Here is a 22336-nt window from a genome sequence, read left to right as displayed (position 1 = left end):
CTATGTCTAAACAGTCACCAAGGAGATTTACATTGTCAAACACCGGTCTTGTTCATTTGATCAAAAAAAGCCTGTCTCTTCTTACATTTGCAGCAATAGGTTTTTCCAGCTCCTCTGCGGCCCTTGCCGAAACGGGCAACTGGCCCAAGCATGAGCTTAAGCTTATTGTTCCTTTTGGTGCAGGATCAACCCCGGACCAGATTGCGCGAATTGTGGCAGAAAAAGCGTCAGACACATTGGGTCAGGTAATTGTCATTGACAACAAGCCTGGTGCAGGTGGCAATATTGGTACAGCTGCAGTAGCTCATGCGAAACCCGATGGATACACCTTTGGCATATCGATTACCGGTCCTTTGGTAAACAACCAGTTTATTTATAATAATTTAAGTTACGACCCCGAAAAAGATCTCTCTGCGCTTACCATGGCGGTTACGCAACCCAATATCATTGCAGTAAAAAGTGATTCTGGCATAAAAACCCTGCAGGCACTGATTGATAAAATCAAAGAAAATCCCGATAAATTCAATTACGCCACACCAGGAACCGGCACGGGTTCTCATTTATCGATGGAATTGATGCTGCAGGCTTTTAATGGTGTCGCAACCGCTGTGCCATACGCATCATCGCCTAACGCCATGAATTCCTTGCTGGCGGGTGACACTCAATTTACAGCTTTGGCGCCCATTGCCGTTCTGCCACTGGTAAAGGATGGCCGGCTTACTGCCCTGGCCCAAACAACAGCAGAACGGGTCAGTGCCTTACCCGATATCCCGACTGTTTCAGAGGCAGGTGTGCCGGGTATTGAAGGCTCTGCATGGTCTGGCTTTGTTATTTCATCCAAAGTGGACAAAACCATTCAGGACAAACTGGCCAAAGCCTTGGTTGAAGCCCTGAATGACGCCGCAGTAAAAGAGAAGTTGCAGGCCCAGTATATGGATCCAATCCCCGGTACACCCGAACAGTTCAGGGAGTACATGCAGCAGGAAAAGGCGCGCTGGCAGCCACTCATTGAAAAGCTTGATTTAAAAATTAACTGACATGCCCCCGTCAATGGTAATAACCTGGCCATTGATATAAGAGGCAAGTCCCGAGGCCAGGAAAACCGCGGCACCGGCAATTTCCTCGGGCCTGCCCCAGCGTCGCATGGGCACCCGGGCCACGAAAGCCGGACCCTTTTCCTTGTCTTCGGCCAGGATTTTATTGGTTTCAGTGGCAAAAGGGCCAGGGGCAATCGCATTGCTGGTAATTCCCTGGCGGGCATATTCCACAGCCAGGGCCCTCATCATGCCGGTTAAGCCCATTTTAGTAACCGGGTAGACGGCATCACCATAACGCGCCAGTTCACCCGCAATAGATGTCATGGAAATAATCCGCCCAAAACCGTTTCCAGCCATTAATTCGGCTGCCTTCTTGGAGGTATAAACGGCAGCGGTCAAGTTGGCCTGAATAAGAGTCAGAATATCGGGTAATGTGCTTTCAGCCAGAGACTTGCGAATACGCATCCCCATATTATTCACCAGAATATCGCAGCAACCGTAATCCTGTTCTATTTTTTCAAACGCAGCGTCAATTTGTGCAAAATCAGACATATCCGCACAAATTCCTCGCACCGTTATTCCTTCATCAGTCAGTTTTTTTATGCATTCGGCGACGCTTTCCCGTGTTCTGCCATTGATAATCACGGTTGCACCACTTTGGGCCATTGCTTTGGCAACTTCCAGGCCAAGCCCTCGTGTTGAGCCAGTCAGAAAGGCAACCCTGTCATCCAGATTAAATTGTTTCAGGTAGGAATGGGTATCGGTATTGAAAGACATACAATAAAATTGTTTTTAAGGTTAAACTCGAAAAAATATTTTGTAATGTAAATATAAAGACTGGGAAAAGAACATGTTTAACAAGTCTACTTCTTTTCAATATGAAAAGACGCTAAAAGCCTGCGGAAAAGGACAAAAAAGCGCTCTACAGAGTTTATATAAACACGATGCCCCTCAAATGCTGGCCTTGGCATTCCGCATTTTTGGCAATTTAAACTATGCGGAACAGGCGGTTCAGCGTGCCTTTGTCACCATCTGGAAAAACGCCCATACTTATAATGAAGAAGCCGGCCCGGCAAAGGGATGGGTATACAGCATCCTGCGCTACCATATCGGTGTCTTGTATAAGCAAAATTACGATAACATTCAAGCAGCCTTGCAAAACAGGGATTCTGCGCTGGTGGAAACGCTGAGTCATTTGCAGGCTGAAATACATGCATCCCAAGCTCCCCACGCAGGTTTTCATGCTTTTCTCGAAGAATTGCCGCTTGAACCACAAAGCTGCCTGATCAATATGTATTTCAGTTCTGGGGAACAAGCCGGAACAGCTACTCTGCTAAATATGCCACTGGGCCGTTTTAAGGAAAATATTTTATTGGGGTTGCGGCATTTATCCAAAAAACTGGGCAATTTTCCTTACCACGCCGATAATGAAAAAATTGGCGAATACGTATTAGGCGGGCTTAGCGGTGAAGAAGAGCGTCATGTGCTACAGCTTTTTAATCAGGACAGCACTGCTGCCAGTATTGCACTGATATGGGAAGATCATTTCACCCATTACCTCGATCAATTGCCCGAACAACCCTTGCATCCTCGTTTATGGAGCAGTATTAAGCATAATATGCAAAATACCGAAGAAGTCAGTGGCATTCTTGATGCCATCCACGAGCAGGACACGCCCGGACTGTCCGGTTTGCTGGCGCGCCTCAGGGAAATTGGCAAAAAAACCAGTCACAATTTGAGATTATGGCAGATCACAAGTCTGGTGCTGGCTGCTGCTTTACTGATTCTGATCGGCATTTTTCCATCATCATCCAATTTGGCCAGAATGATTGCAATTTTGTCAGCACCCGGCCAAAACAGCCAGCCAGCCTGGGTAGTGAAGATTAATCAGGCTGGAGTTGCCCAGTTTAAACCAATGGTTCAGCAAGGTATTGCCGAAAATCTTGAATTGGAGGTCTGGACACAATCAAATACGGCCAACCATGACTACCGTTCCTTGGGCACCATTAAGTCTAGTACCATTTTCACGATCAGTCCTGAAACCTTGGGTAATGTAATCCCCGGACAGCTTTTTCAGATTAGTCTTGAACCAGTTGGCGGCTCTACCTCCGGTAAACCAACAGGGTCCATTTTATATCAAGGCCGATTGATTGACTTAAGCAATTAAATATCTTCTGAAAACCATGAATACTGATTGCCTTGTCATGAATTCATCATAATCATCACTAAATAACGTGAAAATCCCTATAAATAACTGCAACCAGGCTGGAAAAATGATTTATATGAAAAATATTTTGAATTATATGCAAATCTGAGACAAGTAACATATAAAAATATCGTATTATCAAGGTTGTAACAATTCAATTTTTGATCCCCCTGTCAAATGCCCCTTGTTTTAATTGTCGTACTCCCTTTCCTTGGCAGTATATTGGCTGCCATTTTGCCCCATAATGCCAGAAACCAGGAATCCTGGCTTGCGGGCATTATTGCACTTGTCTGTGCGGGGCTGGTTATTTATACCGCACCAGCCGTATTCAACGGAGAGGTTCTGGTTCACAATATAAGCTGGTTACCTTCCATGGGTGTCAACATGACATTCAGAATGGACGGTTTTGCCTGGCTGTTTGCGCTTCTGGTAACCATTATGGGGGCATTGGTTGTTTTGTATGCCCGTTACTACATGGATCCTGCCGATCCAGTACCCAGATTCTTTTCATTTTTCCTGGCATTTATGGGGTCAATGCTGGGGGTTGTCCTCTCGGGCAACGTCATTCAACTGGTCATATTCTGGGAACTTACCAGTCTTTCATCATTCATGCTTATTGCCTACTGGCATCACCGGCAAGACGCACGTCGTGGTGCACGCATGGCGCTTACCATTACTGCCGCTGGCGGGTTTTGCCTGCTGGCCGGCATGTTAATGATTGGCCACATTGTTGGCAGTTATGAGCTAAGCGAAATACTTGCTTCGGGCAACCTGATCCGAAATCACCCCTGGTATATCCCCATTCTCGTGCTGATTGCCCTGGGCGGGCTTACCAAAAGTGCCCAGTTTCCTTTCCATTTCTGGCTTCCCAATGCCATGGCCGCTCCAACCCCGGTATCCGCTTATCTTCATTCGGCTACCATGGTCAAGGCCGGTGTTTTTATTCTGGCCCGTTTCTGGCCAGTGCTTGCCAGTACCGATCAATGGTTCTGGATCATTGGCGGTGCCGGAATGTGTTCATTGCTAATCGGTGCTTTTGCCGCCACTTTCCAGCAGGACATGAAAGGTGTGCTTGCCTACTCCACAATCAGCCATCTGGGTCTCATCACCCTGCTTCTGGGACTGAATAGCGAATTAGCCCTGATTGCCGCCATTTTTCACATGATCAACCATGCCACCTTCAAGGCCTCCCTGTTTATGGCTACCGGGATTGTTGACCATGAAACCGGTACGCGTGACATGGGGGTGCTGTCAGGGCTGCGAAAAGCCATGCCCATCACGGCCACTTTGGCAATTGTGGCTGCGGCAGCCATGGCTGGCGTGCCTTTACTTAACGGCTTTCTTTCCAAAGAGATGTTCTTTTCCGAAACGCTGTTCGTAGACCAAACCTCTTACTCAAGTTACTTGTTGCCAGGCCTGGCTGTTTTGGCCAGCTCATTCAGTGTTGCTTACTCCCTGCGTTTTATCACTCAGGTGTTTTTTGGCAAACCTGCCACCGATTTGCCCCGCAAGCCGCATGACCCCCCTCACTGGATGCTTTTTCCAAGTGCTGTCCTGGTCCTGCTTTGCATACTTATCGGCATTTTCCCCGAGCAAATCATCGGTTCGATTCTCAGGGTATCGGCCACCGCTATTTTAGGAGACCATTTACCTGCTTACAGCCTGGCTATCTGGCACGGCTTTAACCTTCCGTTAATTATGAGTATCCTGGCCCTGATCGGCGGCATCTCATTACTATATGTACTTAAGCCCCTGTTTCGTTCTTATCCTGGGCAAACGCCGGTTTTATATCGTTTTGATGGCAGAAAATCCTTTGATGCAGTCATGAATGGCATTGATAACGTGGCCTACATTTTGCTTGAATGGTTTTCCAGCAAGCGTTTGCAACCACAGGTACTATGGATTGTGGTTATTACCCTGGCAGTCGGCATGTTGCCACTGCTTGGTGGAAACTGGCTATATCTTAAGCAACCTTTTTCTTTTGACCCTGCTTTTGCCCTTCTTTGGATGGTAGGAGGTGCCTGCGCCATAGGTGCCGCCTATCTGGCCAAGTACAACCGTTTTCGTGCCCTGGCGCTTTCAGGAGGAGCCGGGCTTATCACCTGTGTAACTTTTGCCTGGCTTTCGGCACCCGACCTGGCACTTACGCAACTGGTGGTTGAAACCGTTACTGTTGTTCTTATTTTGCTGGGCCTGCGTTGGCTGCCCCGCCGCGTCATCGAAGAATCCCAGGTAACCCCGTTACAGGCATTTATACGCCGGTTTCGTGATTTGGCCATTGCAATATGCAGCGGACTGGGATTATCTGCGCTGGTCTACATAATGCTAACCCGGGACAAACCCGAAGGTCTGTCCGCCTTTTTCCTTGAAAAAGCCCTGCCTGAAGGCGGTGGAAATAACGTGGTTAACGTCATTCTGGTCGATTTTCGTGGTTTTGATACTTACGGTGAAATCAGCGTTCTGGGTATTGTGGCCATTACCGTCTATGCGCTGCTGCGTCGCTTCCGCCCGCCACAGGAAAGCATTCATGCCCTTGAAAACCGTCATGAGATTCAAACAATCGATGGCAATGGCCTCACAAATGAGCACAGTTTGCCCAAAGGCATTTTACTGGCCCCCAATGTGCTTGGAAGGCTAATGTTGCCGGTAATCACCCTTATTTCATTGTATTTCCTGCTGCGCGGTCATAATCTGCCAGGAGGTGGTTTTGTGGGTGGACTTATCTTTGCCACGGGGATTATCCTTCAGTATATGCTCAGCGGTATTCACTGGGTTGAAACACGTTCAAGGGTCAGGCCACAATACTGGATTTCCATTGGTTTGTTAATTGCAGGTGGGTCTTCCATGCTGGCGTGGTGGGTAGGCCAGCCTTTCCTGTCTGCCATTAGCTGGGATATTTATTTGCCTGTCATCGGCAAGTTGCATCTTTCCAGTGTTATCCTTTTTGATATTGGTGTTTATGCACTGGTTGTGGGTGCAACAACCTTCATGCTGGTTGCCCTTGCCCACCAGTCCCTGCGTTTCTATCGTAAAACACCTGCAGCAGAAATGGAAACCAATGCCGGAGCCAGCACTCAACTTAATTTTTCAGATCGAGTCAATTAAATGGAAATTATCTATTCATTAGCCATAGGGGTACTGGCCGGATCGGGTATATGGCTCTTGCTAAGACCCCGCACCTTTCAGGTTATTATGGGACTTACCCTGGTTTCCTACGCCGTGAACCTGTTTATTTTTGGAATGGGCCGCCTATCTGTTGGTGCGCCTCCCATTATCGAGTCAGGTACGGTTGTTGATGTTTCCAGTTATGCAGACCCTGTTCCCCAGGCCCTGGTACTTACCGCTATTGTTATCGGATTTGCCACAACAGCTTTGTATCTGGTGGTGTTACTTGCCTTGCGTGGGCTGTCCAATACCGATCACGTCGATGGTACGGAGTACAATTCATGATGGGTTGGTTGGATCATTTACCCATTTTGCCTGTTGCAGTTCCCATGATGGCAGGCGCCCTCATGTTGCTTCTGAAAGACTCCCGTCGTAAAGCTCTTACCGGGCTGGCCTTTCTGTCGCTCACTATCCAGTTTGCGGTTGCGGTAACGTTGCTGTTCATGACCGCGGGCAGCATTTCCTCTGATTGGAACAATGATATTGGCGTGTATTTGCTGGGTAACTGGATAGCACCCTTTGGTATTGTGTTTGTGGTGGATAAGCTTTCAGCGGTTATGCTGGTTCTTACCATTGTACTGGGTATATCCGCGCTTATTTACTCAACAGCTTTCTGGGATCGGGTTGGTATTCATTTCCACCCTCTTTTCCAGTTCATCCTGATGGGACTTAACGGTGCGTTTTTAACCGGTGACCTGTTCAACCTGTTTGTCTTTTTCGAGATCTTCCTGGCCGCCTCCTATGGTTTGCTGCTGCATGGTTCCGGCTCCCGTAGGGTTTCTTCAGGTTTGCATTACATTACCGTCAATCTGATTGGCGCTTCTTTACTGCTCATTAGCATTTCTCTTATTTACGGGGTTACCGGTACGCTTAATATGGCCGATCTTGGCATCAAAGCCGGAATGCTGGATGCGGAAAATCGCAAGCTGTTTGAAACCGCCTGCGCCATTCTGGGCATTGCATTTTTAGTCAAGGCAGCAGCCTGGCCACTTAATTTTTGGCTACCCAATGCTTATGCGGCCGCCTGCGCTCCTGTTGCCGCGCTGTTTGCCATCATGACCAAGGTGGGTATTTATGCATTGGTCAGAATGGGTTCCCTGCTTTTACCTACCGGAGCGCCTGCTGCCTTTGGTGGCGACTGGATGTATGCCATTGGTCTGGGAACCCTTTTATTTGGGACCTTGGGTATTCTGGCAGAAAAAAATACAGGACGACTGGTTGGTTACAGTATTATCCTGTCTTCAGGAACCCTGCTTACTGCCTTGGGAATGCCGGGCGTTACCTTAACGGGGCCTTCCCTTTTCTACCTTATCAGTTCCGTGCTTACCACGGGTGCTTTTTTCATGCTGGTTGAGTTGATCAAACGCACTGAATCTTTTGGATCCAATGTGCTGTCTGTCAGTTTTGAAGCCTTTGGCCTTGATGAAGACAAAACATCCGATTATTCCGGTGATGTAGTTGGCGTAGCGATTCCTGCTGCCCTGGCTTTTCTTGGCCTCTCCTTTTTTACCTGTGCCATTCTCATTGCCTGCATGCCGCCTTTTTCCGGTTTCGTTGCAAAGTTTGCCTTGCTGTCTTCAGCACTTGAACTAACCGATAACAATTTAACGGGACCTTCCATCAGTGCCTGGTTACTCGTCATAGCCATGCTGGCATCTGGTCTGGCAACAGTGATTGCACTGGGCCGATCAGGAGTACGGCTTTTTTGGAATTCGGGTACTTTGCAAACACCCAAACTTAGCATTCGTGAAGCCATTCCTGTGAGTGTTTTATTGCTTAGCTGTATTGCGCTTTCAATTTTTGCCGGACCTGTCATGGATTTTCTGACTGAGACGGCAAGTTCACTTGATGATCCCAATCAATATATCAATGCCGTGATTACACAAGCATCCAACAAAGCCATTGCAGGGGGACAATAATGAAAAAGTTCTTTTTCTGGTTACCCATGTCTGCATTTCTTTTGCTTGTCTGGATGCTGTTGGCCAATGCTCTTAGTATCGGCCAGTTTGTACTGGGTTCAATACTGTCACTAGGGCTTGTTGTCGCTTCGCAGCGCCTGCGCCCTTTACACGGCCACCCCAAAAAAACCTTAACTATCCTCAAATTGATATTCATGGTTATTGTTGATATTGCCTATTCCAATTGGGTCGTGGGAATATTAATCCTGAAAGGAAAAAGTGCCTATCGTACGCCAGGCTTCATCAATATTCCACTAGATATACGTGATCCTCATGGTTTGGCCATTTTATCGTGCATTATCACTTACACACCAGGTACTGTATGGTCTGGCCTGACTGAAGATGATTTTATCCTGCGCCTTCACGTTCTTAACCTGAAAGAAGAATCCGATTGGATTCATACCATCAAGCATCGTTACGAAGCCAATTTGATAGAGATATTTGAATGAACTTGATACTGACCTGGGCATGTTATTTTGCCATTTGCTGCTTTTCACTGGCCACTTTTTGTGCCTTTATCAGACTCGTCAAAGGCTCAACGCCCCAAGACCGTGTGTTGGGTCTTGACACCATGTATATCAACTGCATGTTGCTGATTATAGTGCTGGGCATGCTTTACAGGACTTCGTGGTACTTTGACATTGCACTGCTCATCAGTTTATTGGGTTTTGTATCTTCTTCAGCATTATCAAAATTCCTGCTGCGTGGTGAGGTTATCGAGCCATGAGTGATATTCCTGCCTGGATTGCCATCCCTGCCGCTATTTTTCTAGTGGCAGGTGGTCTTATAACCCTTATCGGATCAATCGGACTTCTTCGGTTTGAAGACTTCAAAAGCCGTATTCATGCACCTACATTAGGTAACACTTTTGGTGCCATGTTCACCTTGTTGGCATCTATACTGGTTTCTTTTCATCTGGCCGACCGGGTTTTTTTCCATGAAATATTAATTGTTGTCTTTTTATTTCTTACTTCGCCAGTCACAGCAATGTTGTTGATGCGCTCTTATATATTGCGCCTTGAACGTATCGGAAAATAACTCTTATATTCAAACGTTATGCTACCTAGACTCATCCTGTCTATTTTTATCGCGTTCCTGACTTTCAGTACAAATGTTTATGCGGAAAATGGGCAAAAACTGCCGGTTCTGGAAGAGATCCAGGCAAGTCTTGAAGAACTTCCGAAATCAATTGAAAATAATGACAGCATTCAGAAAATACTGGATAAATTAAAGACAATCCAGGGTGGTGCCCAGCAAATTATTAGCACCAAAACCCAGGAATTGGCCGATATAGACGCAAAATTAAGCAATCTGGCAGATGCCCCAAAACCAGATGAATCGCAAGGCCCAATCACCCCTGAAGCAAGAGACATAGAGGCTCAGCGCAGCGCTTTGCAAAAAGAGCGTGAACGAATTGATGCCAATATCAAACTTGCCAAGTTACTGATTAGTGAGGGAGATCAGCGTAGCTTGAAGTTAATGGCGGAAAGCCGGGCCAAGTTTCAGGCTGAATTGTTTGAAAGGGTTAAATCTCCACTTAAGTTTTCATTCTGGGAAGGGTTTTCACGCTCCTGGTCCTCGGATTTCCCCAGGGTACAGAAATTTACGGACTCTGTCTTTGCTGTTTTCATGAAGGCCCTTGAGCCTGAAAATAAAAATTTCTTTTATGCGGGCATTTTTCTTTCTTTGATTACCGCTTTTGTGCTTAATCGGCTTTTGCAAAATCTGATTCGCCTGATTGCGATGGAGAAAATCCCGACGGGACGAGCCAGACGCTCCCTGGTAGCACTTGGAATTATCCTTAACAATGTGATTATTACTGGTTTATCCACTTATTTTTTATATGCCGGTCTTAATTGGAACGGTATTGTCAGCCCAGATCTACAGGCGTATCTGGTTTCCGTGATCTACACTATTATTTTCGCTTCACTGATTACAGGTCTGGGGAATGCTCTGTTCTCTGTACGTCATGAGTCCTGGCGCTTGCCGCCACTTAGCAACGCGCTGGTCAATGCGCTCAAGCCCTATCCCTGGTTAATTGCCACACTCATTGTGGTACATCAGGCAATAATTATTAGCAGTTCGAAGGTTGGCATTTCTCTTGGGACAGAAGTGGGTCTCAGGGTTATTTCAAACCTTTCCATGGTGGTGCTGGGTTTTCTGATTCTAGGCAAAATTGCCCGCCATTACCGTATTACTCCACTTGACAATCAAGATGTGACGAGTCAGGTCCCAGCCACAGTATGGCCAGTCGTTCTTCGTGTCCTGTGCTGGATTATTGTCATTGGTACACTGGTCTTTACGCTTGTTGGATTGGTTGCCCTGGGTTCTTTTCTGATTACCCAGCTGCTCTGGGGTGTCATCATTCTGTCGACCTTTTATATATTATTTAAACTAAGTGAGGATTTGTTCCAGGCCAGCATTGCAGCACAGGGACTTATTGGCAAACGTCTGGTGGAACAATATGAAATCACACCCAATTTCCTGAATCAGCTTTCAACCATTTTGTCTGGCATTACAAAGCTGCTGCTGTTTTATGCATTGGTCATGATATTGCTGGTTCCGTTTGGTAACAGTCTTACCGGCTTGTTTAACCGGGATGGAAAACTGGATGAATTTTTGCAAACCTGGCAAAACTTCATTACGCCCGGTATGTTGTTAAGCGCAATCATGATCATTCTGGGCGGAGCTATTATTGGCCGTCTGCTTAAGAACTGGCTTGTCAGCAAATATTTCCCCAATACCAATATCGATTCAGGCGTGCGCTTAAGTATTGTGACCGTACTTGGTTACATTGTTGCCATTATCACCGTAAGCCTGATGTTATCTACCCTGGGAATCAGTCTTGAAAAACTGACCTGGATTGCCAGTGCCCTTTCAGTGGGTATCGGTTTTGGTCTTCAGGCCATTGTACAGAACTTCATCTCTGGCTTGATCATGTTGATAGAAAGACCGGTCAAGGTCGGTGACTGGGTGGTTATTGGCACGCAAGAAGGTGATATCCGCCGTATCAACGTCAGGGCAACTGAAATCCAGCTGGGTGACCGCTCTACCTTAATCGTCCCAAATTCCGAATTCATTACCAAGTCTGTCAGAAACATGACCCTTAGTAAAAGCGAAGGACGTGTACAAATCCGTCTTCCCCTGCCGCTGTCAGTTAATCCTGCCCAAGTCAGGGATATCATCTTATCGATTTTTGAAAACAATGAGGATGTTCTTGAGGATCAGGGCCTGGAACCTTATATTCGTCTTGACGGCATTGAGGGTGGCAACCTGATCATGATAGCCACTTGTTTTGTGATTAGTCCCCGCCTGGCAGGACGCATTAAAAGTGAATTGCTATTTGAAATAATAAACAAACTTCACCAGGAAAATATCCTGCTAAGCATGCCTTTGCAAGTTGAGCAAATAAACCACACCCCAGGCAATGTTAATTAAAACAAGTATTTTGGCCATTTTTGCGACACAAATGCTCTAAATGCTGGTTGAATTATTGGCGGAAATTGTATTTCTAAAGCTGATTCCTGGGCTGGTTTGTCATGAAGGGGAAATGACAGAATGCATGCACAACCCCTTTATTACCCTTTTATATCAGTTATTTTCAGAAATCGGGCCTGTCCATTCTTCGGTAAAAAATTCGTAACTTAAACGTTCCTTTTGCGGTACAGGCATTTTAGGGGTACCAATAGCCAAAAAGCCCATGAATCGATAATCAAGTGCGTCGAATCCCAAACCGGTTTGAAACTCATCAATATAAGTGGCAATACCAGTGCTCCAGAATGCGCCATACCCTAGCATATGTGCCGCATTCAAAATATTGGTGACAGCTGCGCCTGTAGCAAGCATACGTTCGGATTCACTGATTTTTGTATTGCTATAATCAATATGGCAAGCCACCGCAATAATCAATGGGACCTCAGCAAGCCACTGGCGTGTTGCCGCTTCTTTGTCGGGATTGAAAGGCTCGTTGCTGGCCTGTCTTAAACCAATAGAAAAATCGGCAAATTTTTTAATAGCCTCGCCACGGATAATCTTGAATCGCCATGGACGAAGCGCACCATGATCAGGGGCAGACATCGCTGCCTGAAGTATAAGTGCCAAATCCTTGTCAGAAGGAGCTGGAGAGGTAACCATTTTCATGGAGTTACGATTCAGAAGATAATTAATGGCTTCATTCATGGCAAAACCTGTATAAATATTATTCAATTAATAGGGGGTTAACGCAGTAACGCTTTCATGTCACGGACCGCCTTTTCCCAGCCGTCAAAAATGGCCTGAGCCACTATGGCATGACCAATATTCAACTCTGATATACCCCCCAATGCAACAATGGCCTGGACATTCTGGTAGTGCAATCCATGGCCGGCATGAACTTTCAGGCCTGCCCTAAGCCCTTCTGCAATGGCTATCCTTAAACGCTCAAGCTCTGCCTCTACTTTATCTCCGATTGCTTCGGAATAAGTACCCGTATGCAATTCAATCACGGTGGCTCCTGCCTTCGCAGCGGCATGGATTTGATCAATGTTGGGGTCTATGAATAAAGAGACTCGTGAGCCGGCATCATGCAATCTGGAAACAGCCGCTTTCACCCGTTCAAAAGATTCAAGAACATTCAACCCGCCTTCCGTGGTTAATTCCTGACGACGTTCCGGCACAAGACAGACATCGTGCGGCTTGACATCACACGCAATATCCAGCATTTCATTAGTAATGGCACACTCAAGATTCATCCGGGTGGTTAGCAGGGGAAGAATTTCGTATACATCCTTGTCCTGAATATGGCGGCGATCTTCCCGCAGATGCAGGGTAATGACATCGGCACCGGCCTGTTCGGCCAACAGGGCAGCCTTGATGGGGTCTGGATACACACTATGGCGTTGCTGCCTGATAGTAGCCACGTGATCAATATTTACACCTAAATCAATCATACAATACGGAATGCTAAATTTATTTTGAAATAACGGAGGTTTGTGTCCAACCACCACCCAGTGCTTTATAAAGTTCTATCCGGTTTTGAATGGAATCAAACCCGGTTTGCAAAAAACCTTGCTGTACAGTAAACAAAGCAACCTCTGCTGATTGTACCTGCAAGAAACTGTCTATACCGCTTGAATAACGCAAATTGGCAATTTTAAGCGTTTCATAGGCTGCAGCCTGTTGTGCCCTTAAAGCCTCAAGTTGTGACTGGTAAGTAGACTCACCCGCCAGGGCATCGGCCACTTCACGGAAAGCGGTCTGGATGGATTTTTCATATTCAGCTACGGCGATGTCACTGAGTACTTCAGCCAGATTAAGGTTATTACTTAATTTGCCAGCGGTGAATATGGGAATATTAATGACCGGATTAAACGACCACATGCCATTGCCACCATCAAACAGGGAACCCAGATCGGGACTGGCAATACCTAAGAGCCCGGTTAACGAAATTGATGGAAAGAAGGCAGCGCGAGCAGCACCAATATTGGCATTAGCCGCTTTCAACCTGTTTTCGGCCGCAAGTATGTCTGGGCGACGGGTTAACAACGCTGAAGGCAAGCCGGTTGGCAATTTACCCATGACAACATCACTGGTAAATGGTGCTGCTGGTGGTAAATTGGCAGGAACAGGCTGACCAAGAATTAATTGCAAGGCATTTCTGGCTCGCATTTCACCACGGGTAATTTCCGCCAGCGATGCTTTTGCTGCTTCAAGCGTGGTTTTTGCCTGATTGACATCAAGTATAGAGGCTACACCACCACTGTAACGGCTTTGAACCAGATTAAGCGTTCCCTGACGTGACTTGATGGTTTTGTTAACCAGTTCTTTTTGCGCCTCAAGATTTCTGAGGGTGAAATATGTGGAGGCCAGTTGACCGATCAGATTGATTTGAACGGTCGTGCGTGCCTGTTGCGTTGCAAGGTATTGTTCAAATGCCGCTTCAGACAGACTTCTTTGACGGCCAAAAAAATCAAGTTCAAAATTGGTCATGCCAATACCGGCAATATTGCTACGAGTGACCGACGGAGATAATGCGCCACCTGCGCGCATATCTTCCGGCATGCGCTGAGCCGTTTGCTGCGCATTGACGCCAATTTGAGGAAAGCGGTCACTACGCTGAATACCGTACAAGGCACGGGCCTCTTCTACCCGTTGAATGGCTATCCGCATGTCACGGTTATTTTCAAGGGCTATTGGAATAAGTGCCTTAAGGCGCTCATCCTTGAAAAAAGTTTCCCATCCCAGGTCAGCTGTATGCTGAATACCGTCGGATTGTGCAGGTGAACTGCCTTGCCCTGGAAACTGATCAGGCACAGGCATGCCAGGACGTTCGTAATTTGGACTTAACGAACATCCAGCCAATATAGTTGCCAACAAGACTACCGACAACTTTGGAGAGAAATGTTTTACGATATTCATTTTTCAGGATTACCCTCAGAGGATTGATCTTTCTTGCCGCCTGAATTTGACTGATCCAGCGTTTCTATTTCGGCAACATCTTTATAAATCTCGTGCCGATAAGCATAAGCTTCTTTTTCAGTTTCAAAAGACTGGGCCTGCTCACCTAACAAGCGTGGCCGTGTTTTGAAAATTTTCATGACAACAACAAAAAACACGGGAACAAAGAGCACAGAGAAAGGCGTGGCCGCCAGCATACCACCAATCACACCAACACCTACGGCACGTTGACCTGCTGCCCCTGCGCCATCTGCCAACACCAACGGTAACACACCCAGAATGAAAGCAAAAGAAGTCATGATAATTGGTCTGAAACGCAGACGTGCCGCTTCCATGGTTGACTCAACCAAATCCCGGCCCGAGGCATACGCATCTTTGGCAAACTCTACAATCAGAATGGCATTCTTGGCTGACAAACCAATAACGGTAATCATGCCCACCTGGAAGTAAATATCATTGGACATGCCCGACAAGGTAACCAGACCAACCGTACCCAACATACCCAGTGGAACAATTAGCATGGCAGACACCGGAATTGTCCAGCTTTCGTACAGGGCGGCCAGAACCAGGAAAACCACAATCAGGGACAGGGCCATAGTAATGGGGGCCTGATTTCCTGCCTGGATTTCCTGAAATGACAACCCGGCCCATTCATAGCCAATGCCAGAGGGCAATTGCGCAATCAGGCGTTCGATTTCGGCCATGGCCTCACCGTTGGAATAACCCGGTTTGGCTTGTCCGCTAATGGTGATGGCATCAAAGCTGTTAAAGCGACTGACCTGGGTTGGGCCCTGGCTCCAGTCAAGCTTGACAAAAGAAGACATGTCCACAAGCTCGCCTGAGGCGTTATGTACCTTGAGCCTGAGAATATCCTCGGGTGTCATGCGGAACTGGGCATCAGATTGAACCCAAACGTTTTGCATCCATCCGGTATTGGGGAATTTACCCAAATAACCCGAACCGATGGCGCTGCCCAATACATTGGCAACCTCAGTCATGTTAACGCCAAGTACCGCCGCCTTTTCACGATCAATATTCACGTTTAGCTGTGGCCCGGGACCAAGACCGGAAATACGTACTTGGGTGAGAATTTCACTTTTCTGGGCCAATCCAAGCAATTGATTGGCTGCATCACGTAAAACCACTTGACCTAATGATCCCCTGTCTTGCAGTCTTAAGTCAAAACCGGTTGCCGTTCCCAACGAGGGAATAGCAGGTGGAATGACAGCAAAAACCATGGCATCGGGAATGCCAAATAACAGACTGCCTGTTGCTTTGGCAGAAAGATCCTGGGCAGATTGCCCTGGCCCCTGTCGTTCGGAAAAGTCTTTAAGTGGTATGAAAGCAATGGCCGAATTAAGACCAGTGCCGCTAAAACTGAAGCCCTGAACCGTAATGATGTTTTGCATTTCAGGCAGTTTGGAAAAATAGTTTTCTACCGTATCAATGACTTCAATGGTCCGGTTGGCAGAAACACCTGATGGCAATTCAATGTTGGCAATCAGAAAACCTTGATCTTCATCGGGAAGGAATGAGCTGGGCAAACGCAAGAACATATATGCCATGCCAACTGAAAGAATCAGATAGATCAGCATCATGCGTCCGCCTTTTCTGATAAAAGCACCAACCCAGCCTGAATAACCGCTGGTTATTTTATTGAAGACGCGATTAAACCAGCCAAAAAAACCCTTTTTGACTTCATGATGCCCCTTGGCAACGGGTTTTAAAATGGTTGCACACAAAGCGGGCGTAAAAGTTAAAGCAAGGAAAGCCGAGAAGCCGATTGAAACAATCATGGATACCGCAAACTGGCGATAAATAACACCGGCTGAGCCGCTCATGAAAACCAGTGGAACAAATACGGTCATCAGGACCAGTGTAATACCGACAATGGCACCGCCAATTTGTGGCATAGCCTTATAGGTGGCATCTTTGGGTGATAACCCTTCTTCTGACATGATCCGTTCAACGTTTTCAACCACTACAATCGCATCATCCACCAAAATACCAATCGCCAGAACCATGGCAAACATGGTAAGGGTATTAATGGAGTAGCCCATAAACAGCAATGTAGCCACTGTACCCATAAGGGCAATTGGCACCACTACAGCGGGAATGACCGTATACCTGATATTTTGCAGAAACACGAACATAACGATAAACACCAGGATCATGGCCTCTATCAGTGTATTCACAACTTGTGTGATAGATGCGTCAACATAGGGTGCGGTATCGTAAGGAATGCTGTAAGTCACGTTTTCAGGGAAATAGCGTGACAGATTCTCCATTTCATCCCTGATTAATTTAGCCGTTGAAAGGGCATTGGCATTAGGCGCCAGGGAAATGGCGAAAGAGGCAGATGGCGCCCCGTTCAGGCGGGAACTAAACTGATACGAGTCTGAACCGATTTCAACCCTGGCCACATCTTTGACACGAACAATAGAACCATCAGGATTGGCACGCAAAACGATATTGGCAAACTCGTCAGCAGTTTCCAGCTGGCCGTTGGTGGATACAATGGCGCTAATTGCCTGATCCTCAGGCGTTGGAGGTGCGCCCAGGGTACCGGCTGAAATTGCCCTGTTTTGTGCTGCCAACGCGGCACTCACATCTGACATGGTCATGCCATAACTGGTTAACTTGGCAGGATCGGTCCAGATACGCATGGCTCTGGGTGCGGCAAAAAGCTGGAACGTGCCCACCCCTTCTATTCGGGAAATCGAGTTTTGAATATTTCGGGTGATGTAGTCACCCAGCTCGGCCGCAGAGGTCGAGCCGTCAGTGGAACTAAGGGCAACAATCAGCAGGAAACCGGCCGAACTCTTGCTGAACCGGAGGCCTTGATCCATTACTGCCTGAGGCAGTTTGGATGAGACGTTGGCCACCTTGTTCTGCACTTCAACCTGGGCCATATTTGGATCGGTACCCGGCTTGAAAACGACATCAATGTCTGAGCGGCCATAAGCATCACTGGTTGATGAATAATAGAGAAGGTTTTCCGCTCCATTCAGCTCATTTTCAATGACGCTGGTAACCTGTTGCGCTACATCTTCAGCAGAAGCGCCTGGGTAAGTGGCACTAATGTTAATGGTGGGCGGAGCAACTTCCGGATATTGCGCCACCGGCATGAACGGGATCGCAATCACGCCTGCGAAGAAAATGATAATGGCAACAACCCAGGCGAAAATCGGGCGATTAATAAAGAAGTTAGACATATATCTTCTCAGTTTTCGGCAGATTTATTGGAGTCGGCTGTTTCTTCACCTGAGGTTTTTTTCCAGGGAATGGGTTTTACCGTGCCGCCAGGCTGTGCTTTCTGAAAGCCCTCGACAATGACTTCGTCATTAGGGCTCAGCCCCTTATTGATAATGGTATTGCCATTAACTGAATTGCCCTCTTCAACCGCGACAGAGACGACTTTATCATCTTTAACCAACAACAGTTTTACCAGGCCGTCTGGTGTGCGTTGCAAGGCCTGGCTTGGCACCATCAGTGCCTGTGGATTAACGCCCTGTTCCAGCCTTACCTGGGCAAACATGCCTGGTAACAGAAGATGTTGCGGGTTAGGGAAAACAGAACGCAAGGTAACCTGACCGGTTGTCGGGTTTACCGTGACTCCGGTAAAAAGCAGCTTGCCATTTTCCGGATAAAGAGAGCCATCACCCATTTCAAGCTGGACAACTGCCATACCCGTTTCCGTCTGTTTAAGCTGGCCGTCAGCCAGGGCTTTGCGCAGATTGCTTAATTCACCAGTTGTTTGTGAGAAGTCTACGTAAACCTGATCAATCTGTTGCACAGTAGCCAGATGAGTACCACTGGCAGCACTCACCAAAGCACCTTCAGTAACAAATGCTTCACCGATGATGCCATCGATGGGTGAAGTGACATCCGTGTAACCAAGATTAATTTGAGCAGCATCAAGGGCGGCCTTGGCCTGACTGATTGCCGCTTCCGCCTGGGCAGCCTGCGCAACTGCATTATCGTACTCTTGACGACTTACCGCAGCAGACTTGACCAGGGTTGAATAACGTTTTGCCAGTAACCGCGCACTTTGCGCATTCGCTTCAGCCTGCTCAAGCGCTGCGGCAGCCTGATTGACCGCTGCCTGGTAGGTGGCCGGATCTATTTTAAACAGCAACTGCCCTTCTTTTACAACACTTCCCTGCTTGAATTCAATACTTTGGATAATGCCGGTAACCCGGGCGCGAACTTCAGCATCTTTAATAGCCGCTACCCGACCGGATAATGTGGTGTAAATACGGGCCTCATCAGGCTCTACTTTAATAGTAGAAACAGGAAATACAGGAGGCCCACCGGCTGCGGCGGGATTAGCCGCCTCTTCTTTTCCGCAACCACTTAATAGAAGCACCGAACATGCAAGCAATGCCGCAATTTTATGACTGGCAAAGGTTGATTTTATTCTCATTTGACTGTGACCCGAAAAATACCCTTTAAGGATATTTTTATTGAAAATGTTGATTCAATTAAAAGATACTTTAAATTATAGAGGAAAAATAATTGCCTAAGCAACATTCAACCCATTACAGGAAAAAACATTTGCCTAAGCAACAGTTAAACCCTATAGGTATTTATTTGGCCATTCAAATATAAAAAAAGTTGCTGGCAACAGCATGAAACAGGCTAAGCAAACGCTTTAACGATGCAATAATCGCGCATTTTAGATCAGCATAATGAAATTGTTTTGACTAACCTAATAAAAGAGCGTCATCAGAAACCTGTTCACCCCTGACTTTTTCAAACATTTGAAGAAGATCGGAAACACTCATTCCCTTGCGCTTTTCTCCGCTAACATCAAGCACGACCTGGCCCTGGTGCAACATGACGGTTCTTTCGCCGGTTTCAAGGGCCTGCCTCATGCTATGGGTTACCATCATGGTGGTTAATTTTTGCTCTTCAACCAGTTTTTGCGTTAATTCAAGTACAAAGTGAGCCGTTCTTGGGTCTAGTGCTGCAGTATGCTCGTCAAGTAATAAAATCTTGCTGGGTTGCAAGGCGGCCATCAGCAAACTGACCGCCTGCCGCTGCCCACCTGAAAGCAGCCCTATGCGATCGGTAAGACGATTTTCAAGCCCTAGCCCAAGAATAGCCAGGCGCTCTCTGAAAAGCGCTTTCATGAACGGCTTGATGGCATGGCTCAGGCCTCTTGATTGCCCCCGGTTATAAGCCAAAGACAGGTTTTCTTCGATGGTCAGGTCTTCGCAGGTTCCTGCCATAGGATCCTGGAATACTCTCGCCACATTGCTTGCACGCTGCCAGCCGGGCACACGGGTGACATCAATATCATTAAGCAGGATACGACCTGAATCTACCATGACCTCACCGGCAATGGCATTTAAAAAAGTGGATTTCCCGGCGCCATTTGAACCAATGACCGTAACAAACTGCCCTTCCGGGATGGTTAGTGACATGCCTTGCAAGGCACGGGTTTCAATAGGCGTGCCCGGATTAAAAGTAATACGTAAATTTTCTGCTTTCAGCATATCGTTAACCTTTTTTCGCTTTCAGCATTTTATTAAGTTTCGGCAAAATAAGTGCAAAAGTAACCAGCAAGGCAGTAACCAGGTTAAGGTCTTGCGCCTTAAGCCCGATGAAGTCACTGTTTAAGGCCAGCGCAATGAAAAAGCGATACAGCACGGCGCCAATAATAACCGCCAGCGTTACATAAACAAACCTGCGGGCAGGAATGATGCTTTGCCCAACAATTACCGCTGCCAGACCAATCACAATAGTACCTATTCCCATTGAAATGTCAGATCCGCCTTGAGATTGGGCAAATAATGCCCCCCCCAGTCCAACCAGGGCATTTGAGATGGCCATGCCCAACATAATCATGCGGTCGGTTGAAATACCCTGTGCCCTGGCCATCCTGAGATTTGAACCGGTTGAGCGCATGGCCAGCCCTGATTGAGTGGCAAAATAGCGGTCTAAAAGCAATTTGGCAATTAGCACAACCAATAATAAAAGAAGCGGGCGCCAGAAATAGTCCTCGAGGGATGTGGGCTGCAGGAGAGAAAAGACGGTGTCATTGGTGATTAGCGGTATATTCGGCCCCCCCATGATTCTTAGATTGATGGAGTACAGGGCAGTCATCATGAGAATACTGGCCAGCAAATCCATAATCCCCAATTTCACATTAAGCCAACCGGTTATCATGCCGGCAAACGCGCAGGCCAGCATGGCAAAAGCCGTTGCCAGAAAAGGATTTCCACCCAGGCTGATGACCAGGGCAGCAATAGCTCCACCCGTTGCAAACGTTCCATCAACAGTCAGGTCAGGAAAGCGCAGGATTCGAAAGGAAATAAAAACACCAAGTGCCACAAGACTGTAAATAAAACCCAGTTCAAACGCACCAAGAGAGGAAAATAAAGACATGTTTATGAGTAATTATTGGTCGGATAAGGTACAACGATACACATCAATACCACTAAATTCCAGTATGAATTACAAATCCTGATAAAACAGGATTTGTAATTCAGCGATTTTTACTCCACAACAACAGCGGCTGATTTCAAGAGCTCTTCAGATAATTCGATCCCCTGGTTTTTGGCCGCGGCAGGATTCACATAAAGCTCCAGTTTTGAGCTGGTTTGTGAAGGAATAGTGCCTGGATTCTCACCTTTCAGGATACGTACAACGATTTCACCTGTCTGGATACCCAGATCTTTATAGTTGATACCCAGGGCTGCAATGGCACCACGCTTGACACTGTCAGTATCAGAGGCAATCAGGGGGATGTCAGCTTCATTCCCCACTTTAACCAGTGCCTCATAGGCAGACACGACGTTGTTGTCCGTGTTGGTGTAAATAACATCCACCTTGCCAATCAGGCTTCGTGCGGCAGAGCCCACATCAACAGACCGGGGGGCCGCCGCTTCGATCAACTCCATACCTTCTTTGGGCAGCAACTCATGCAGTCGTTTGACGACAACAGCAGAGTTGGCCTCACCTGGGTTATATACCATTCCAACTTTCTTGGCATCAGGCACTACGCGCCTGATCAAGTCCACCTGCTTTTCAAGCTCAAGCACATCGGACACACCTGTAACGTTACTGCCAGATGCCTCGACGGTTGAAACCAGTTGTGCCGCTACCGGGTCGGTAACTGCGGAATACACCACTGGAATTTGCTTGGTGGCGGCAACAACGGCCTGAGCTGAAGGTGTGGCAATTGCCACGATGACATCGGGCTTGTCACCAATAAACTGGCGGGCAATTTGTGCTGCCGTGCCAGTGTTGCCTTGTGCACTCTGGTAATCCAACTCCAGGTTTTTACCTTTTATATAGCCATTTTTTTCAAGTGCTTCTATAACACCGTCACGAACTGAATCAAGCGCGGGGTGCTCGACAATGGCGGTAATGGCTACAGACTTTTCTTGGGCGTAAGCCAGATTAGATGCCAATACTGCTGCCAATAAAGCAGCCCCAAAACCCAATTTAAATTTTTTCAAAAACATGACAACTCCAGACTAAACAGTAATTCTGAATTCTCACACATGCCATTTACCCGTAATACT

The 22336-nt window shown here is 47.0% G+C and carries 18 protein-coding genes; 9 read left to right on the top strand and 9 right to left on the bottom strand.

The annotated features are described in order from the left end of the window. The first annotated feature begins 32 nt into the window (after positions 1 to 32). A complete protein-coding gene (locus tag IE074_RS02330; protein ID WP_229793858.1) occupies positions 33 to 1037 on the top strand; it encodes a Bug family tripartite tricarboxylate transporter substrate binding protein in 1005 nt (334 codons plus the stop codon). On the opposite strand, the gene IE074_RS02325 is transcribed toward IE074_RS02330, so the two are convergent. Continuing rightward, complete coding sequence (locus tag IE074_RS02325; protein WP_189383831.1) at positions 1023 to 1814, bottom strand: SDR family oxidoreductase; 792 nt, start codon at positions 1812 to 1814, stop codon at positions 1023 to 1025. The genes IE074_RS02330 and IE074_RS02325 overlap by 15 nt on opposite strands. Positions 1815 to 1887: 73 nt before the next feature. Here IE074_RS02325 and IE074_RS02320 point away from each other — a divergent pair, with 73 nt between their 5' ends. From IE074_RS02320 to IE074_RS02285, 8 genes are all read left to right on the top strand, one after another. Then, positions 1888 to 3204 carry an anti-sigma factor domain-containing protein gene (locus IE074_RS02320; protein WP_189383830.1) on the top strand — a complete coding sequence of 439 codons (1317 nt, stop codon included), beginning with the start codon at positions 1888 to 1890 and terminating at the stop codon, positions 3202 to 3204. 216 nt (positions 3205 to 3420) lie between these two features. Further along, the gene (locus IE074_RS02315; protein WP_189383829.1) at positions 3421 to 6348 is read left to right on the top strand and encodes a monovalent cation/H+ antiporter subunit A; all 2928 of its coding nucleotides are present in this window, start codon (positions 3421 to 3423) and stop codon (positions 6346 to 6348) included. Further along, positions 6349 to 6693, top strand: coding sequence for a Na+/H+ antiporter subunit C (locus tag IE074_RS02310; protein WP_189383828.1), 345 nt, complete (start codon positions 6349 to 6351; stop codon positions 6691 to 6693). Then, positions 6690 to 8327, top strand: coding sequence for a monovalent cation/H+ antiporter subunit D (locus IE074_RS02305; RefSeq protein ID WP_189383827.1), 1638 nt, complete (start codon positions 6690 to 6692; stop codon positions 8325 to 8327). Before IE074_RS02310 ends, IE074_RS02305 begins: the two co-directional genes overlap by 4 nt. Beyond that, complete coding sequence (locus IE074_RS02300; RefSeq protein ID WP_189383826.1) at positions 8327 to 8815, top strand: Na+/H+ antiporter subunit E; 489 nt, start codon at positions 8327 to 8329, stop codon at positions 8813 to 8815. Before IE074_RS02305 ends, IE074_RS02300 begins: the two co-directional genes overlap by 1 nt. Then, on the top strand, positions 8812 to 9093 hold the full coding sequence (locus IE074_RS02295; protein ID WP_189383825.1) for a K+/H+ antiporter subunit F: 282 nt from the start codon (positions 8812 to 8814) through the stop codon (positions 9091 to 9093). The genes IE074_RS02300 and IE074_RS02295 overlap by 4 nt, the downstream gene beginning before the upstream one ends. After that, positions 9090 to 9404, top strand: coding sequence for a monovalent cation/H(+) antiporter subunit G (gene mnhG / locus IE074_RS02290; RefSeq protein ID WP_189383824.1), 315 nt, complete (start codon positions 9090 to 9092; stop codon positions 9402 to 9404). The genes IE074_RS02295 and mnhG overlap by 4 nt, the downstream gene beginning before the upstream one ends. 18 nt (positions 9405 to 9422) lie before the next feature. Beyond that, positions 9423 to 11804, top strand: coding sequence for a DUF3772 domain-containing protein (locus tag IE074_RS02285; RefSeq protein WP_189383823.1), 2382 nt, complete (start codon positions 9423 to 9425; stop codon positions 11802 to 11804). Positions 11805 to 11957: 153 nt separating this feature from the next. Here IE074_RS02285 and IE074_RS02280 read toward each other — a convergent pair whose 3' ends face one another. The 8 genes from IE074_RS02280 to IE074_RS02245 form a co-directional block, all read right to left on the bottom strand. Continuing rightward, positions 11958 to 12545 (bottom strand): nitroreductase family protein, encoded by a 588-nt coding sequence (locus IE074_RS02280; protein WP_189383822.1) that lies wholly within the window; start codon positions 12543 to 12545, stop codon positions 11958 to 11960. 38 nt (positions 12546 to 12583) lie between these two features. Then, on the bottom strand, positions 12584 to 13294 hold the full coding sequence (locus IE074_RS02275; protein WP_189383821.1) for a pyridoxine 5'-phosphate synthase: 711 nt from the start codon (positions 13292 to 13294) through the stop codon (positions 12584 to 12586). A 19-nt stretch (positions 13295 to 13313) separates the two neighbouring features. Continuing rightward, positions 13314 to 14762, bottom strand: a complete 1449-nt coding sequence (locus tag IE074_RS02270; protein WP_189383820.1) for an efflux transporter outer membrane subunit — start codon at positions 14760 to 14762, stop codon at positions 13314 to 13316. Then, positions 14759 to 18016 carry a multidrug efflux RND transporter permease subunit gene (locus IE074_RS02265; protein ID WP_189383819.1) on the bottom strand — a complete coding sequence of 1086 codons (3258 nt, stop codon included), beginning with the start codon at positions 18014 to 18016 and terminating at the stop codon, positions 14759 to 14761. The genes IE074_RS02270 and IE074_RS02265 overlap by 4 nt, the downstream gene beginning before the upstream one ends. An 8-nt stretch (positions 18017 to 18024) precedes the next feature. Next, on the bottom strand, positions 18025 to 19227 hold the full coding sequence (locus tag IE074_RS02260) for an efflux RND transporter periplasmic adaptor subunit (protein ID WP_189383818.1): 1203 nt from the start codon (positions 19225 to 19227) through the stop codon (positions 18025 to 18027). 280 nt (positions 19228 to 19507) lie between these two features. Continuing rightward, positions 19508 to 20302 (bottom strand): ABC transporter ATP-binding protein, encoded by a 795-nt coding sequence (locus tag IE074_RS02255; RefSeq protein WP_189383817.1) that lies wholly within the window; start codon positions 20300 to 20302, stop codon positions 19508 to 19510. A 4-nt stretch (positions 20303 to 20306) separates the two neighbouring features. Beyond that, positions 20307 to 21194 carry an ABC transporter permease gene (locus IE074_RS02250; protein ID WP_189383816.1) on the bottom strand — a complete coding sequence of 296 codons (888 nt, stop codon included), beginning with the start codon at positions 21192 to 21194 and terminating at the stop codon, positions 20307 to 20309. A 110-nt stretch (positions 21195 to 21304) separates the two neighbouring features. Beyond that, on the bottom strand, positions 21305 to 22276 hold the full coding sequence (locus tag IE074_RS02245; RefSeq protein WP_189383815.1) for an ABC transporter substrate-binding protein: 972 nt from the start codon (positions 22274 to 22276) through the stop codon (positions 21305 to 21307). Positions 22277 to 22336 lie beyond the last annotated feature (60 nt).

The organism is Advenella faeciporci (assembly GCF_014652395.1).
Classification (GTDB): Bacteria; Pseudomonadota; Gammaproteobacteria; order Burkholderiales; family Burkholderiaceae_B; genus Advenella; species Advenella faeciporci.
This window is presented reverse-complemented; position numbering and strand designations above follow the sequence as displayed.

Coding starts and splice junctions, on each gene's coding strand:
- IE074_RS02325 (WP_189383831.1), bottom strand. CDS start 1,814: ATGTCTTTCAATACCGATACCCATTCCTACCTGAAACAATTTAATCTG.
- IE074_RS02320 (WP_189383830.1), top strand. CDS start 1,888: ATGTTTAACAAGTCTACTTCTTTTCAATATGAAAAGACGCTAAAAGCC.
- IE074_RS02315 (WP_189383829.1), top strand. CDS start 3,421: ATGCCCCTTGTTTTAATTGTCGTACTCCCTTTCCTTGGCAGTATATTG.
- IE074_RS02310 (WP_189383828.1), top strand. CDS start 6,349: ATGGAAATTATCTATTCATTAGCCATAGGGGTACTGGCCGGATCGGGT.
- IE074_RS02305 (WP_189383827.1), top strand. CDS start 6,690: ATGATGGGTTGGTTGGATCATTTACCCATTTTGCCTGTTGCAGTTCCC.
- IE074_RS02300 (WP_189383826.1), top strand. CDS start 8,327: ATGAAAAAGTTCTTTTTCTGGTTACCCATGTCTGCATTTCTTTTGCTT.
- IE074_RS02295 (WP_189383825.1), top strand. CDS start 8,812: ATGAACTTGATACTGACCTGGGCATGTTATTTTGCCATTTGCTGCTTT.
- mnhG (WP_189383824.1), top strand. CDS start 9,090: ATGAGTGATATTCCTGCCTGGATTGCCATCCCTGCCGCTATTTTTCTA.
- IE074_RS02285 (WP_189383823.1), top strand. CDS start 9,423: ATGCTACCTAGACTCATCCTGTCTATTTTTATCGCGTTCCTGACTTTC.
- IE074_RS02280 (WP_189383822.1), bottom strand. CDS start 12,545: ATGAATGAAGCCATTAATTATCTTCTGAATCGTAACTCCATGAAAATG.
- IE074_RS02275 (WP_189383821.1), bottom strand. CDS start 13,294: ATGATTGATTTAGGTGTAAATATTGATCACGTGGCTACTATCAGGCAG.
- IE074_RS02270 (WP_189383820.1), bottom strand. CDS start 14,762: ATGAATATCGTAAAACATTTCTCTCCAAAGTTGTCGGTAGTCTTGTTG.
- IE074_RS02265 (WP_189383819.1), bottom strand. CDS start 18,016: ATGTCTAACTTCTTTATTAATCGCCCGATTTTCGCCTGGGTTGTTGCC.
- IE074_RS02260 (WP_189383818.1), bottom strand. CDS start 19,227: ATGAGAATAAAATCAACCTTTGCCAGTCATAAAATTGCGGCATTGCTT.
- IE074_RS02255 (WP_189383817.1), bottom strand. CDS start 20,302: ATGCTGAAAGCAGAAAATTTACGTATTACTTTTAATCCGGGCACGCCT.
- IE074_RS02250 (WP_189383816.1), bottom strand. CDS start 21,194: ATGTCTTTATTTTCCTCTCTTGGTGCGTTTGAACTGGGTTTTATTTAC.
- IE074_RS02245 (WP_189383815.1), bottom strand. CDS start 22,276: ATGTTTTTGAAAAAATTTAAATTGGGTTTTGGGGCTGCTTTATTGGCA.